General features: G+C 72.6%; 9 protein-coding genes. 5 read left to right on the plus strand and 4 right to left on the minus strand.

Annotated features, from left to right (window positions below):
- Positions 1-57: 57 nt before the first annotated feature.
- The 3 genes from AC3ANR_RS11985 to AC3ANR_RS11995 form a co-directional block, all read right to left on the minus strand.
- Complete coding sequence (locus AC3ANR_RS11985; protein WP_488288341.1) at positions 58-2649, minus strand: AMP-binding protein; 2592 nt, start codon at positions 2647-2649, stop codon at positions 58-60.
- 489 nt (positions 2650-3138) lie between these two features.
- On the minus strand, positions 3139-3903 hold the full coding sequence (locus tag AC3ANR_RS11990; protein ID WP_488288342.1) for an NAD(P)-dependent oxidoreductase: 765 nt from the start codon (positions 3901-3903) through the stop codon (positions 3139-3141).
- An 11-nt stretch (positions 3904-3914) separates the two neighbouring features.
- The gene (locus AC3ANR_RS11995; RefSeq protein ID WP_488288343.1) at positions 3915-4538 is read right to left on the minus strand and encodes a TetR/AcrR family transcriptional regulator; all 624 of its coding nucleotides are present in this window, start codon (positions 4536-4538) and stop codon (positions 3915-3917) included.
- A gap of 126 nt (positions 4539-4664) precedes the next feature.
- Between AC3ANR_RS11995 and AC3ANR_RS12000 the strand changes: the two genes are divergently transcribed.
- A complete protein-coding gene (locus tag AC3ANR_RS12000; RefSeq protein WP_488288344.1) occupies positions 4665-7577 on the plus strand; it encodes an ATP-binding protein in 2913 nt (970 codons plus the stop codon).
- Here AC3ANR_RS12000 and AC3ANR_RS12005 read toward each other — a convergent pair.
- Entirely contained in the window at positions 7525-8565 is a 1041-nt protein-coding gene (locus tag AC3ANR_RS12005) for an AI-2E family transporter (RefSeq protein WP_488288345.1), read from the minus strand. The genes AC3ANR_RS12000 and AC3ANR_RS12005 overlap by 53 nt on opposite strands.
- A gap of 200 nt (positions 8566-8765) precedes the next feature.
- Between AC3ANR_RS12005 and AC3ANR_RS12010 the strand changes: the two genes are divergently transcribed.
- The 4 genes from AC3ANR_RS12010 (at position 8766) to AC3ANR_RS12025 (ending at position 14843) form a co-directional block, all read left to right on the plus strand.
- Entirely contained in the window at positions 8766-8975 is a 210-nt protein-coding gene (locus AC3ANR_RS12010; RefSeq protein ID WP_488288346.1) for a hypothetical protein, read from the plus strand.
- 98 nt (positions 8976-9073) lie between these two features.
- Positions 9074-10573: an efflux transporter outer membrane subunit gene (locus AC3ANR_RS12015; RefSeq protein ID WP_488288347.1), complete on the plus strand. Its 1500-nt coding sequence runs from the start codon at positions 9074-9076 to the stop codon at positions 10571-10573.
- A gap of 35 nt (positions 10574-10608) precedes the next feature.
- Entirely contained in the window at positions 10609-11751 is a 1143-nt protein-coding gene (locus AC3ANR_RS12020) for an efflux RND transporter periplasmic adaptor subunit (RefSeq protein ID WP_488288348.1), read from the plus strand.
- On the plus strand, positions 11748-14843 hold the full coding sequence (locus tag AC3ANR_RS12025) for an efflux RND transporter permease subunit (RefSeq protein WP_488288349.1): 3096 nt from the start codon (positions 11748-11750) through the stop codon (positions 14841-14843). Before AC3ANR_RS12020 ends, AC3ANR_RS12025 begins: the two co-directional genes overlap by 4 nt.
- Positions 14844-14899 lie beyond the last annotated feature (56 nt).

The following is a 14899-nucleotide window of genomic DNA, read 5'->3' on the forward strand; positions in this document are numbered from 1 at the left end:
GGGCCGGGGCAATCGACCCCCGGCGGGTTGCATCGCACCGCGGCGGGCCGCGGCGGCTCAGGATCGGCTGGCCGCGGGCCAGGCGGCTGCAGCGGGAACGCTCGGCTGCGCCGCCTGGCCCATCGCGTGTTCCAGGGCGGCGGCCAGGGCCTCGCGATGCGTCACCACGGCGGAGTAATGGCCGCCCGGTATCCGCATCACCCGGACCTCGGGCGTCCAGCTGCGCCAGCGGGACGGATCGGTGTCGAATGGAACGCCCTCCTCGGCCACGACGCAGGTCACGGGCACGTCGATGCGCGGAGGGACGTAGCGCGCCATTCGCTCGTAGTACGTCACGGCCAGTTGCGCGTGACGCGCGTGCCGGTCGGCCGGCGGTGTGCGCCGGCCGGCGCGCATCCACCGCGCGGCCCGCCGGGCCGCCGCCGCCGCGAACCGGCGCAGGCCCTTGCGCTTCAAGGCCCAGAACCCGCGCATCGCCTCGTCGCGCACGAAGGTCCCGACGCGCCCGGGGAGCAGCAGACCGGCGCCCCGGAGCATCGCCGCCGTGGCGCGCAGGTCGCGCCCGCCATTGAGCGAGGGCGTCTCCACCAGCAGGACGCCGGCCACATCCACGCCCTTGGCGCGCAGCAGGTGCGCCAGGTGCCATGCGATGAGGCCGGTGTTGCAGTAGCCGCCGAGGAAGACGGGGGACCCGGCAGCGGCGCGCAGCACGTCCGGCAGGTACGCGGCCGCGGCCGCCTCGATGTCGCAGCGCGCGTCGTCCTCCAGGCAGTTGAGCAGGAAGACGGAGCGTCGGTCCGGCAGCTGGGCCGCGAGCCGGTGCGCGTAGACGCCGGCGGCCGCATGGTCGCCATGGCAGAAGAACAGCGGCGCGCCCCATCCGTTCTTCACCGACGTCAGCAAGCCGGGGCTGAGGGGCAGTCCGTCCGCCACCGCGTCGGCGATCGCGCGCACGGTGAGCACCGGCGGCGCGAAGCCCTCGAGCGAGATGCCGGCCAGCTGCTCGACCTGCAGCAGCATGTCGGCCGCGAGCAGCGAGTCACCCCCCTTGTCCTGGAAGTCGTCGTCGACGCCGATCGCCGGCGTCCCGAGCAGGCGCCGCCAGAGGTCGAGCACCTCCAGCTCGAAGAGCGAATCCGGCACCACGGCCGCGGGCCGCTCGTGAAGATGCTGCTCGACCAGCTTCGGCCGCAGCACCTTGCCGGTCGGCCCGCGCGGCAGCTCGGCCACCGTGCGGATGCCGTGCGGGATCTTGAACCGCGCGATCCGCATGGCAAGGAACGACGTCAGGTCCTGGGCGGAGACCGCCCTGCCCGGCCTGGCCACCACGGCGGCCGCGACGCCCTCGCCCAGCCGCGGGTGCGGCACGCCGAAGACCGCGACCTCCAGGACGTCGGGGTGCGCCAGGAGCGCCTTTTCCACCTCGTACGGGAACACCTTTTCCCCGCCGCGGTTGATGACTTCCTTGGTCCGGCCCGAGATCGTGAGATAGCCTTGGTCGTCGATCCAGCCGAGGTCGCCGGTGGGCAGGCAGCCCCCGGTCCCGGTCTGCTCACCCGACAACACACCGTCCCGCACGTAGCCCGGCGAGACCGATGGGCCGCGCACGACGATCTGCCCGACCTCCCCGCGCGGCAGCTCATGGCCGGACGGGTCGGCGATGAACAGTTCGCCTGGCGCCGCCACGCCCGTCGTGCCCGGCTTCGCCAGGCCGACGGACACGGGATTGGCCGCCATCACGCCGGCCTCGCTGAGTCCGTAGTACTCCAGGACGGGCGCTCCCAGGAGACCTTCCGCTGCCAGGCGAAGTTCGTTGGGCAGGTACGACGCGCCGCACATGATGAAGCGCAGGGACGATGCGGCCGGCGAGGCCTCGGCGGTGGACAGGCGTTCCACGAGGGTCCGCAGCGTGGTGGGGGTCGTGCAGAGATAGGTGGGCCGCAGCCGGTCCAGCCAGGCCGGCGCGTCGAGGGCGGCACCCGCCGCAGGAAAGCCCACCGAGGCGCCCAGGATCATCGGCACCAGCAGCAGGTTCTTCAAGCCGGCCGCGTAGTGCAGCGGCAGCATGGCGACCGTGCGGTCCTGCGGCCCGAGGCCGAACCAGTCCGGCGAGCCGACCTTGCCGGCCATCGAGATCAGGTTCTCGTGGGTGACGGCGACCACCTTGGGGCGGCCCGTCGTTCCCGACGAGCGCAGCAGCAGCGCCACGTCGGCCAGCGCCTGCACCGTGCCTGGTGCCGGACGCGGCCCTTGGGCCAGCACCTCCCACCCGTCGTCCCGGGCTTGCAGGACCGTGACGCCGCAGGCCAGCACGGTCGACCGCAATGCCTGCGGGATGTCCTGCGCCAGCACGATGGCGTCCAGTTCGAACTCGCGGACCAGGCCCGCCATCTCGGCCGGCGGCAGGGACGCGCTGAGCGGAACGAGCGCACAGGTGCAAGCGATCGCCAGTGCGACCTGCGCGCCGGCCGCCTCCTGCGCGGCGATCGCCCCCACGCGGCATCCAGGCCCCAATCCGGCGCCGGCCAGCGCTGCGGCCCCCGTGGCGATGAAGGTCGACAGTTCCCCATAGGTCACCGTGCGCCCGAAGTCCAGCAAGGCCGGCTCGGCGCCGCGGACAGTCGCCCAATGATCGATGCGGTCGCGCATGGTCTCGCGCCCACGGACCGGGGAGACCACCCGAGCACGTGGTGCGGACGGCAACTCGGGACTCGCGGGGTCGGGCATCACGAACTCCTGGGACGAAGGCGCGCTCCGTCCCATTGTTCGCACCTGGCCGTCCAGCGCCATGGCCGGAATGTCCCAACCTCCGCGGGACAACCGTCACGGGCGCGGCCCCGGTCGGCCCCGCATGCGGGCGCGCTCCCCGTTCCTGCGCCGCCCGAGCGCCGGATCGCCCATGAAAAAAGCCCCTGGAAAGGGGCGTTTCTTCAGACTCGTGGCGGAGAGGGCGTCCCCCAAACCGTACAGCTGTCGCCGCGTTCGGGCCCTTGCGCAGACTTACCCATCAACCTGCCGACCGTCTGCCAGCTCCGTTTGCCCGAGCGGCGCGATGGAGGCCCCAGAGTCGCTCCGCTCCTTGCAAATTCGTTCGACACTCCACGCGCGGGGCCCGTCCAGCGGACATGCAGGTCCAACTCAGGCGGCTTGCGTCGACCGCGCTGCCCAGTGGTCCTTGCGGCCCTTCATGCCGGGGGGCAGCGCGAGGCCGACGCGACGCCGGTCCAGGCCGGCGTCCGGAGTGAGGTGCGCCAGCATGTACGCGGCGGCATCCGCGTACGGCACGATCATCTCGGGGATGTGCGCTGCGAACAGCGGCAGCACGAGCGGTGAAGGCAGCCGCGCGGCCCAGCCGGGCAGTGGCGAAGGCAGCACCTCGGTCGTGACGCGCAGGCGCTCCAGGCCGATCGGATCGCCCTGCACCATGGGGCCGGGGCACAGCAGGCGCCAAGTGATGCTGGAACGCTGCAGGCGTTCGAAGTTGCGCGCGTGTGGCCAGTAGGTGTCGCGCACCTTGGGCAGGTCCACCCCGCGCCGCCCGTTGGCGTCGAGCGCAAGCAGGCCGGCGCCGGCGAGAAACCACGCGACCCGTGGCTGCCGGCCGATCGGCAGCGACTCGATCGCGGTCACGACGCGGTCGACCAGCTCGACGAAGCGCTGCCCCTCGGTGACCAGGCCGGCGCACGCGAGCAGCGCGTCCTGGCCGGCCACGCAGTCGGCGATGGCGTTCACTGGCGACAGCAACAGGTCGCCGGAGGCGATGCGCGCCCCCGCCGCGGTCTCGGGCGCCAACCGCGCAGGGTTGCGGACGAACACGGTGAGGTCGTGGCCGGTCGCGAGCGCCTGCCGGGCGACGTGGGCGCCGAGCGAACCGGTCGCGCCCAGGAGGGTGATGCTTGCCATGGAGAGGTCCTTCAGTTCGAGGGGGGTAGGTCCGGCAGCGGCGCGACGGCCAGCCCGCGCGCTTCCTTCGCGTCGAGCCCGAGCGCGACGAGCAGCAACTCGGCCAGGTCGGAGCCCGCCGCGCGCCAAGTGGCGTCGCCCTCGAGCACCGAGGCCATCGCGCTGAGCACGCCGCCGACGGCCATGCCGAGCATCGCGCGCAGCTGCGCGCGGCGCACCGAGTAGCGGCCGGTCTGCAGGCCCTGGCGCAGGTCTTCGCCGGGACCGCTGTTCCACAGTCGTTGCAGCGGCGCGCTGGTGTACGCGAAGCGCATCACGAAGCGGCCCCAGTCGGGCTCGGCATGCGCGCGCCGCACGTAGTGACGCACGCCGACCGCGAGGCGCATGGCCGGATCCTCGATTTGCGCGAAGCACAGCGCGAGTCGGTGGTTCATCTCGTCCACCAGGTGACTGGCCACCTCCTCGAACAGGGGAGAGCCCTCCGGCACGTGGCTGTACACGGTGCCGCGCGCGACGCCCGCCTCGGCCGCGAGGTCGCTGATGGCCAGCTGCGTGGCGCCGCTGTCGGCGAACAGGCGCAGCGCCGCCGCGTGGATGCGGCGCTTGGTGGGATGCAAGACGGCGGGAGACGGCATGGAGGGGCGCGGGGACGATACAGGTTAGAATTGAACAACAGTGTTCAACATTTTGCAAGCGTGTCCGACGGGCTGGCCCGGAGGCCGGCCCGGTGGTAGAACGTGATCGCTGCGTCCCATCCCGCCGTGGCCCGCCCTGCCCCCGCCCCTGAACCGCTGCGCGTTCGCTTCGCCGAGTTCGACCTCGACGAGGCCAATGCGTCGCTGCGCCGCGGCGACCGGCCCGTGGCGCTGCCGCCCACGCCGTTTGCCCTGCTCTGTGCGCTGGCGCGTCGCCCCGGGACGCTGCTGAGCAAGGACGCGCTGCTGGACAGCGTATGGGGCCACCAGTTCGTCAGCGACTCGGTGCTCAAGACCGCCATCAGCGACCTGCGCACCGCGCTGGGCGACGACCCGCGCCAGCCGCGCCTGATCGAGACGGTGCCGCGGCGCGGCTACCGCTTCATCGCTGGCTCGGCAGCTGCCCGCATGGCGTCGCCCGCCCCCATCGCGGCCCCCGCGCCGGTGGGCGTCGACCTGGCGCCGCAAGACCCGGCCTTCATCGGCCGTGCTGCTGCGCTGGACCGCTTGGCCCGTGCCTGGCAAGCCGCGTCCCACGGCCGCCGCCAGATCGTGTGGATCGCCGGCGAGCCGGGTATCGGCAAGACGACGCTGGTCGAGAACTTCGCCGCGCGGCTGGGCCCGGTGGCCGTCGCGCGCGGGCACTGCGTCGAGAGCTACGGCGCCGGCGAGCCCTACCTGCCGGTGCTCGAGGCATTGGCCGCCGCCTGCCGCATCGACCCCAGCCTCGCCGACCTGCTGCGCACCGTCGCGCCGACCTGGCTGCTGCAGTTGCCGTGGCTGTGCACGCCGGCCGAACGCGACGCGCTGCGGCGCGAACTCGCCGGCGTCGGGCCCGAGCGCATGCTGCGCGAGTTCGGCGAGCTGCTGGACCGTGGCACCGAGCAGCGGCCCTTGCTGCTGGTCACCGAGGACCTGCACTGGAGCGACCGCGCCACCCTGCAGCTGCTCGACTACCTCGCGCGCCGGCACGGCCCCTCGCGGCTGATGTGGCTGGCCAGCTTCCGCCTGGCCGAGGTGGTCGCGCTGGACCACCCGCTGAACCCGCTGCGCCACGAGCTGCGCCTGCACGGTCTGTGCGAGGAAATCGTGCTCGATCCCTTCTCCGAGACCGAGGTGGCCGCGTACGTGGGGCAGCTGTCGCCGGGGCTGGCTGCCGACGAAGGGTTCGTGCGCACGCTGCACGAGCGCACCGACGGCGTGCCGCTGTTCGTCGCGTCCGTGCTGAAGGAGGCGGCGGGCGACGGCGCGACGACCGTTCCCGGGCGCGATGCGGTGCGGCACGTGGCGAGCGTCGCCATCCCGGAGAACCTGGTGGCCATCATCGATCGCGCCATCGTTCGCCTGCCCACCCCGGAGCGCACGCTGCTGTCGGCCGCCGCGGTGTGCGGCACCGAGTTCCGCTCCGGCACTGTCGCTCACATGCTCGACCGCGACGCCGCCGACGTGGCGCACGCGTGCGAGCAGCTCGCGCGCGAGCAACTGTGGCTGGTGGCGCCGCGCGCGACGCCGGACTCCGACGACGCGCCGTATGTGTTCCGCCATGCGCTGTACCGCCAGGTGCTCTACGAGCGGCTCGCGCCCCTCGAACGCACGCAATGGCATGTGCGCGCCGGCCTGGCACTGGAGCAGGAGCAGGCAATCGGCGTGGAGGTCGCCGCCGGCGAGCTGGCCATGCATTTCGAGCGCGGGCGGCAGCCGCTGGCCGCGCTGCGCCACACGGTTGTCGCCGCCCAGGCAGCCTTGCAGCAGCACGGCGTGGAGGCATGCCTGGCATTCACGGCGCGCGCGGCGCGCCTGGTCGAGCAGGCGCCCGCAGGCCCCGACCGCGATGCGGCGGACTTCGCCGCGCACACGCTGCGCGGTGTGGCGGCGGTGCACGCCACCGGCATGGGAACGGACGCGCGCGACGCGTTTCAGCGCGCGTACGCCCTTCTCGACGGACAGCCGCGGCATCCGCTGCGCGGCCTGCTGCTGCACGGCTATGGCTTCCTGCTGTCGCTGCGGGCCGAGTACGCGCAGGCCCTCGCCGTCGCCGATCGCGCCGGCGCGCTCCCCGGCGCGCAGGACGACCCCGCGCTACAGCTGGCCGCCGGCATCATCCATGCCGAGGTCGACCTGCTGCAGGGCCGCCCGCGTGCAGCCTGCGCGGGCGCCGGGCGCGCGCTGGGCGAGGCAGCCTCGCTGCCCGCCGCGCCGGATCTCGTCTCCGTAGCCGACCCGCAGGTCACCCTGCTGGGCATGCTCGGCATGGAGCTGGTGCAACTGGGTCAGGTCGAGGACGCGCAGGCCCGCTTGGCCCAGGCGCACGAGCGCGCGCTGCGCCTGCGCGAGCCCATGGCCCGCCTTGTGGCCTTGTGGTACGAGGCGCTGGTCGCCGTTCGCCTGGGCGACACGCAGCGCGTCGCGCAAACCGCGGACGCGATGGACGCCCTGGCCGACGAACACGACCTGGCGCAGGGCCGCGCCGCGCGCCGCTGGTTTCGCGGCTGGGCCGAGGCGCGGTCGGGCCGGGCGCTGGAAGGCTGGCGCCGCATCCGAGACGCCTACGAGGAAAACACGCGGCTGGGGATGCTGTCGGGTGGCAGCGAGGTGCTGGGCTACGCGGCCGAAGCGCTGCTGCACGCCGGCGACCTCGCCGGGGCGCAGCGCGAACTCGACGACGCATTGCGCGCGGCGCAGGCGCAGGCCGAGCGCGTGTACCTGCCGCAGCTGCACCTGTTGCAGGCGGCGATCGCGTGTCAGCGCGAGGACGACGCCGGCGCGCGCCAGGCGATGCAACGCGCGCTCGACGAAGCGCGCGCGCAGGACGCGACCGGGCTGGAGTTGTTCGTGCTGACCCGCCTGTGCGCCGACGGCCACGGCACGCCGCGGGACGAGCAGGCCCGGGCGGACCTGGCCGCGCGGCTGCCGCAGATGCACTGCGTCATCGAACGCGTGCTCGAACGCGCTCCTGCAGCGCCTCCGCCGCCACACTGAGCACCACCGGCCCAAGCACCAGCCCCACCAGGCCTAGCGTTTCGAAGCCGCCCACGCAGCCCACCAGCACGAAGGCGAACGGCAACCGCAGGCCGCTTCGCGTGACCGCGGGCCGCACAACCTTGTCGCCTACCAGCAGCACGACGGTGGCGGCCACAGCGCACGCAATCGCCCCATGCGCCAGGCCGCTGATCGCCAGGCGCAGGACCAGGGCGCCGACTGCCGCATAACCGAGAAAGGGCACAGTGGCCAGCAGGCCGGTGATCGCGCCCCACACGGCGGGCCGCGGCGCCCCGATGACGGCGTAGGCTGCGGCCGAGGCGAGGCCGTCGAACAGCGCGAGGGCCAGCATGCTGTGGACGGACGCGCGCACGCCGCGCGTGACCAGGTCGAGGTAGCGGCTGCCTTGCGGGCCGAGCGCCTCCGTCGACCAGCGCTGCGCCGCCGCGGCCAGCGCGCGGCCGTCCGCGTACAGCCAATGCAGCAGCAGGACGGCGAACGCGATCACCAGCGCCTGCCGCAAGGTGAAGCGGCCCAGCGCCTGCACCCAGCCCAACAAGGACGCGGGGTCGGCGCGCTGCACGAGCGCGAGCAGGCCGCGCGGATGGCCCAGCTCTGCCTGCCAGCGGTCAGCGGCCCAGGCGCCGAGCACCGGCAGGTCGCCGATCCACCCGGGGACCGCGATGCCGCTGCGGTCGGCCTCGGCCAGGTCGCCCAGCAGCGCGTGCGCCTCGCCCAGCAGTGCAGCCAGTGCCAGCAGCAGAGGCGCCAGCACGAACAACGTGATCGCCATCGTGAACAGCAGGGGCGGCACGTCGCGGCCCAGCCGGCGCGGCACGCGCGCCGCGAAGCGCTCGTACAGAGGCCAGCTCGCCACCGCGATGACGCCGGCCGCCAGTAGCGCGGGAAGCAAATCGTGCAGCACCCACAGCGCGAGCGCGAGGGCGGCGGCAGCCAGAACGCGGTGGGGGGAAAGGCGCAGGTCCATCGGCGGTCGATGCTAGGCACGCGCGCATGGCGTGTCGTCAGCGGGCGGTCGCAATTGCGTCGGAATGCGCCGCGGCGGCCAACCGCGACCGAACGGCGACCGTGCGCCGACGACTTCCTCGGCCGCCCCCGACACCATGCAGGCCGTGGATGCGAGACCGCGCATCCGCTCCCCTTCGCCACCCAGAACCCGAGTACCCGATGGTCCTCAACGCCGAATCCAAGTACCCCAACCGCCGCGCGTACGTGCTCAAGCTGCGCGGCGACGCAAGACCCGACGCGATCGCCGGCCGGCTCGAAAGCCTTGTCACCGGGCGCCAGCAGGAATTCGACTCCGCCAGCGGGCTGCTGGAGGCGCTCGCGCGCGAACTGCGGCCCACGACTCCCGACGACGCTCCGTCCACGCCATGACCGACGCATTCACGACCGAACGCCGACGCGGCGCTGACGACTTCGGGCCGCCCGCTTCCTACGCTGTACGCCATTGCCAGCAGCCGATTGCCACCACGATGCCCAACCTTCCTGCCTCCCCGGCGCGCCGCCGCGGATCGCCGCTCCACGCGACGCTCGCCGCGGCCGCCGTCGCCCTCTTCCTCGCGGGCTGCTCGACGCCCGTGCTCGCTCCCAGGGTCGACGTGCCCGACCGCTTCGCAGCCGCCGCACCCGGCCCGCTCGAGCCGGAAGCCGCGTGGTGGGACGCCTATGGCGACCCCGTGTTGAGCGACCTGGTGCAGCGCGCGGCGCGCCAGAACCGCGACGTGCGCATCGCCGCCGAGCGCGTCCGCGCCGCGCGCGCTGGCGAGACGATCAGCCGCTCGTGGCTGCTGCCCAGCGTCGGCGTGAACGTCTCCGGGGTGGACAACAGCACGGGTTACGGCGCCGCGATCCGCCAGCAGATGCCCGACGTGCGCGGCCAGGCCGGCAGCCTGGACGTCGCCTGGGAAGCGGACCTGTCGGGCCGCCTGCGCGCCGGGGCGTCCGCCGCCGCGGCTGACGCGCTGGCCGCCGAGCACGGCGCGCGCGGCGTGCGCCTGCTCGTGATCAGCGACGTCGCCGAGAACTACTTCAACCTGGCCGGGGCGCTGCGCCAGCTGGAGACGGTACGAGCGATCGCGACGGCGCAGGACGAGACGCTGCGGCTGGTCACCGCCCGCCAGCGCGTGGGCCTGGCCACCGCGTTCGACGTCGAGCGCGCGCAGACCGCCGCCGCCCAGGCCCACGCGGCGATCCCGCCGCTGGAGACCGCCACCGCCATCGCGCGCCACCGCATCGCGGTGCTGGTGGGCGACCAGGCGTCCAACGCCTGGTCCATCGTGCCGTGGAACGGCACGATCACCGTGCCGCAAGCGCGTCCGGGCCAGCCGGCGACGCTGCTGGCACGCCGCCCCGACGTGCAGGCACTGCTGGCGCAGGTGGATGCGGCCAACGCGCGCCGTCGGCAGGCCGCCGCCGAGTGGTTCCCGCGCTTGTTCCTCAACGCGTCCTTCGGCCGCGAAAGCCTGAGCGTCAACGGCGCGCCGATCGGTGCTGCCCGCTTCAGCAGCGTCGCGGGGCTGCTCGCCATGCCGATCTTCAACGCCGGCCGCACGAGCGCCATTAACGATGCCGCCGAAGCCGGCCAGAACGAGGCCGTGCTGCGCGCCGAGGACGGCATGGTGCGCGCGCTAGAGGACGTCGAGAACGCGCTGGCTGCCCTGGAGCAGGAGCGCGGCCGCGCGGCCTCGCTGCAGCTGGCCGCCACGTCGGCCGATGCGGCGCTGGGCCGCGCGCGCTCGCTGTACGAGCGCGGGCAGATCGACCTGCTGCCGCTGCTCGACGCGCAGCGCCAGCGCCTGGCCGTGAGCATGGGCGCCAACGACAGCCAGACCCAGCTGCTGGTCGACAGCGTGCGCCTCTACAAGGCGCTCGGCGGCGGCTGGGAATCCTTCGAGCCGGCCCGCCCGGGCTCGGCGTCCGCCGTCACCGGCCAGCCGCCAGCGCGCGAGGCCGCCCTCGCCGCTCATTCCTGATCCCCTTCCTTCATTCATCTTCACGAGGTCCCGCCTTGAAGCCCCTCCCGCTCGCAGCCGCCATCGCCGCCCTGCCGGTCGCCGCGCTGCTGTCCGCCTGTTCGCCGGCCACGCCGGCCGCCGCCCCGCTGCGTCCCGTGCGCACGGCCGAGATCCAGTACCTCCAGGCCCGCGAGGCCAACCGCTATGTGGGCACCGTGCAGTCGCGCCACGAGGTCGACCAGGCCTTTCGTGTCGGCGGCAAGGTCGTGCAGCGCCGCGTCGAGGTCGGCCAGTTCGTCAAGGAGGGCGAAGTGCTGGCCGTCCTGGACGAGACCGACTTCAAGCTGGCCGAGGAGGCCGCGCAGCAGCAGCTGAAGGCGGCGCTGGCGCAGGCCCACCAGGCCGAGTCGGACCGTGCGCGGCTCGGCGCGCTCAAGGGAGACGGCTCGGTGAGCGCCTCCGACGACGAGCGCGCGCAAAGCGGCGCACAGACCAGCAAGGCGGCGGCCGAGGCCGAGGCGCGCAAGCTGGAGCTGGCGCGCAACCGCCTGGCGTACACGGTGCTGCGCGCCTCGCGCAGCGGCGTCGTCACCGCGCTGAAGATGGAAGTCGGCCAGGTCGTGGCCGAGGGCCAGCCGGTGGTGTCGATCGCGAACCAGGCCGAGCCCGAGATCGTGGTGGACGTGCCCGAGGACCACGTCGCGGCGTTCAAGGCCGCGAAGTTCCGGGCGACGCTGGCCAGCGCGCCGTCCGACGCGTTCGAGGTCACGCTGCGTGAGCTGTCGCCGCAGGCGGCCACGCAGACGCGCACCTATCGCGCGCGCCTGAAGCCCGCGAGCGCCCGCGAGCTGCCGCTGGGCGCGACCGCCACGCTGCTGGCGGACCGGACGCTCACGGGCGCGCCGGTGGCCACGCTGCCCGCCAGCGCCATCACGCAGGCCGGCGGCCAGCCTGCGGTCTGGGTCGTGCACCGGCGCGAGGGCGGGTCGGCCGCCACGGTCGACCTGGAGCGCGTGAACGTGCACGGCTACCGCAACGACGAAGTGCTGGTCTCCGGCCCGCCGGCCGGCGCCACCGTCGTCACCGCAGGCGTGCAGAAGATGTCCCCGGGCCTGCGCGTGGCCGTCCCTGGCGCCCCGGCGCAGGCGCCCGCCGTGGCCGCTGAAGTCACCACCACCGCGAAGGCTCCGCAATGAAGTCGTTCAACCTGTCCGAATGGGCGCTGGAGAACCGCGCCATCGTGCTGTTCCTGATCCTGGTGGTGTCGATCGCCGGGGTGTTCAGCTTCAACAGGCTGGGGCAGCTGGAAGACCCGAACTTCTCGGTGCCGTCCATGACCGCCGTCGTCCTCTGGCCGGGCGCCACCGCGCAGCAGCTGCAGGACGAGGTGATGAACCGCATCGAGAAGAAGTTCGAGCAGATCGACCACTTCGACAAGGTCGTCACCTACTCGCGCCAGGGCTATGGCGCCCTGACGCTGAGCGTCAAGGACGGCACGTCCAGGAAGGACCAGCGCGAGGCCTGGTACCAGGCGCGCAAGAAGCTGTCGGACATCCGCGGCGAGCTGCCCGAGGGCGTGCAGGGCCCGCTGTTCAACGACGAGTTCGGTGACGTGTACGGGCTGATGTACGCCGTCAAGGGCGACGGCATCGGCCAGGACCAGCTGGGCGACGCTGCGGAGGACGTCAAGCGCGCCCTCCTGAAGGTGCCCAAGGTGAAGAAGATCGACCTGTACGGCAAGCAGTCCAAGAAGGTGTACGTGGAGTTCTCGCACGCCCGCCTGGCCGCCATGGGCATCACGCCGGCGCAGGTCGCCGAGAGCCTGCGCAGCCAGAACGCCGTGCTGCCGGCCGGCGCGGTCGAAACCGCGACCGACCGCGTCGTGGTGCAGGTCAGTGGCCAGTTCATCAGCCTGGACGACATCCGCAACGTGCCCGTCGCCGTGGGCGGCCGCACGCTCAAGCTGGGCGACTTCGCCACCGTGCGCCGCGGCTTCGAGGACCCGTCGACCTACACGGTGCGCCACAACGGCGAGCAGGTCGTGATGATGGCCATCTCGATGGCCGACGACGGCAACATCGTCGAGCTGGGCAAGGCGATGGAGCACGCCGTGGCCAAGGTGCAGGCCGAGCTGCCCTACGGCGTCGAACTGGAGCGGGTGGCCGACCAGCCCACCACGGTGAAGGAAGCCGTGTGGGACTTCGAGCGCTCGCTGATCGAGGCGCTGGTGATCGTGATCGCGGTCAGCCTGGCCAGCCTGGGCTGGCGCACCGGCCTCATCGTGGCCGCCTCCGTGCCGCTGGTGCTGGGCGCCGTGGCCGTGATGATGCTGGCGATGGGCTGGAACCTCGAGCGCATCTCGCTGGGTTCGCTGATCATCGCGCTGGGCCTGCTCGTGGACGACGCGATCATCGCCATCGAGATGATGGTGGTGAAGATGGAGGCTGGCTGGGACCGGGTGAAGGCGGCTGCCTTCTCCTACCAATCCACCGCCATGCCGCGCCTGACGGGTGCGCTGATCACCGCCGTGGGCTTCATGCCGATCGGCTTTTCGAAGGCCGCCACGGGCGAGTACGCCGGCGGCATCTTCTGGATCGTCGGCGCCGCGGTCATCCTGTCCTGGCTGGTGTCGGGCCTGTTCACGCCCTACCTGGCCGTGAAGATGCTGCCCAATGACTTCGGCAAGCACCATCACGGCGGCGACGCGTACGACACGCCGTTCTACCGCCGCCTGCGCGGGCTGATCGCGCAGGCGATCGACAAGCGCTGGCTCGTGATCGGCGTCACCGTGGGCGCCCTGGCGCTGGCGCTGTTCGGGATGAAGCTCGTGCCGCAGCAGTTCTTCCCCAACAGCTCGCGCCCGGAGCTGGTCGTGGACATCCGCATGAAGGAAGGCTCGTCCTTCGCCGCCACCGAGGACCAGGTCAGGCGCATGGAAGCGGTGCTGAAGAAGGACGACGACGTCAGCTTCTTCACCGCCTACACGGGCGCCGGCGCGCCGCGCTTCTACCTGGCGCTCAGCCCCGAGCTGCCCAACCCGGGCTTCGCGCAATTCGTCGTGATGACAAAAGACATCCAGGCGCGCGAGCGCGTGCGCTCGCGGCTGATGGCCAGCGTGGACCAGCAGTTCCCCCAGGCCTGGGTGCGCGTCAAGCGGCTGGAGCTCGGCCCGCCCGTGGGTTTTCCGGTGCAGTTCCGCGTCGTCGGCCCCGACACGCAGAAGGTGCGCCAGATCGCCCGCGACGTCGAGAAGGTGGTGGCCTCCAGCCCGAAGGTGCGTGACGTCCAGCTGGACTGGAACGACCCGGTGCGCTCGCTCAAGGTCGACCTCGACCAGGAGAAGGCGCGCGCCCTGGGCCTCGCGCCGGCCGAGGTGTCCCTCGTCACGCAGACCGTGATGAACGGCGCGACCCTGTCGCAGCTTCGCGAGCACGAGGACCTCGTCGACATCGTCGCCCGCGCCGTGCCGGCCGAGCGGACCAAGGTCGACGCGCTGGCCGACATCAACCTGTACACCCGCGCCGGCACGGTCGTGCCGCTGTCGCAGGTCGCCCGCGTGCGGTACGAGCTGCAGGAGCCGGTGCTGTGGCGCCGCAACCGCGACATGGCCATCACCGTGCGCGCCGACGTGCAGGACGGCGAGCAGGGCGTGTCGGTCACGCAGGAGATCCGACCGCTGCTCAAGGCCGTCGAGGCCAGGCTGCCCACCGGCTACCGCATCGACGTCGGCGGCGCGGTTGAGGAAAGCGACAAGGCCAACCAGGCCCTGGCGGCGATCGTGCCCGCGATGGTGGTCACCATCCTGCTGCTGCTGATGCTGCAGCTGCGCGACTTCTCGCGGATGTGGATGGTGTTCCTCACCGCCCCGCTCGGGATGATCGGCGTGGTCGCGGCGCTGCTGGCCTTCCACGCGCCGCTGGGCTTCGTGGCGATCCTGGGAATCATTGCGCTGGGCGGGATGATCATGCGCAACTCGGTGATCCTGATCGACCAGGTGCGCATCGAGATCGAGCAGGGCTCCGACCCGTGGACCGCGGTGGTCAATGCCGCCATCTTCCGCACGCGCCCCGTTGTGCTGACCGCGCTGGCCACCGTCCTGGCAATGGTTCCGCTGACCCGCAGCGTGTTCTGGGGCCCGATGGCGATCGCGATCATGGGCGGACTGACGGTGGCCACCGTGCTGACGATCTTCTTCGTGCCCGCGCTGTACGCCGCGTGGTTCAAGGTGCAGCGCCCCGCCCCCGGCAGCGCGGCCGCCCCGGCCCTGCAAGCCGCCCAGGCGCACTGACGAGGCTTCGGCCGTGGTACGCGACCGCAGCAGCACCCTTGCAGGCATTGCCCGCC

It is taken from the genome of Ramlibacter sp. JJN2-2R (genome assembly GCF_057747835.1).

What these genes read in the sequence shown, in the direction of transcription:
- AC3ANR_RS11985 (WP_488288341.1), bottom strand. Translation starts at nt 2,649, where the DNA reads ATGCGCGACCGCATCGATCATTGGGCGACTGTCCGCGGCGCCGAGCCG.
- AC3ANR_RS11990 (WP_488288342.1), bottom strand. Translation starts at nt 3,903, where the DNA reads ATGGCAAGCATCACCCTCCTGGGCGCGACCGGTTCGCTCGGCGCCCAC.
- AC3ANR_RS11995 (WP_488288343.1), bottom strand. Translation starts at nt 4,538, where the DNA reads ATGCCGTCTCCCGCCGTCTTGCATCCCACCAAGCGCCGCATCCACGCG.
- AC3ANR_RS12005 (WP_488288345.1), bottom strand. Translation starts at nt 8,565, where the DNA reads ATGGACCTGCGCCTTTCCCCCCACCGCGTTCTGGCTGCCGCCGCCCTC.
- AC3ANR_RS12010 (WP_488288346.1), top strand. Translation starts at nt 8,766, where the DNA reads ATGGTCCTCAACGCCGAATCCAAGTACCCCAACCGCCGCGCGTACGTG.
- AC3ANR_RS12015 (WP_488288347.1), top strand. Translation starts at nt 9,074, where the DNA reads ATGCCCAACCTTCCTGCCTCCCCGGCGCGCCGCCGCGGATCGCCGCTC.
- AC3ANR_RS12025 (WP_488288349.1), top strand. Translation starts at nt 11,748, where the DNA reads ATGAAGTCGTTCAACCTGTCCGAATGGGCGCTGGAGAACCGCGCCATC.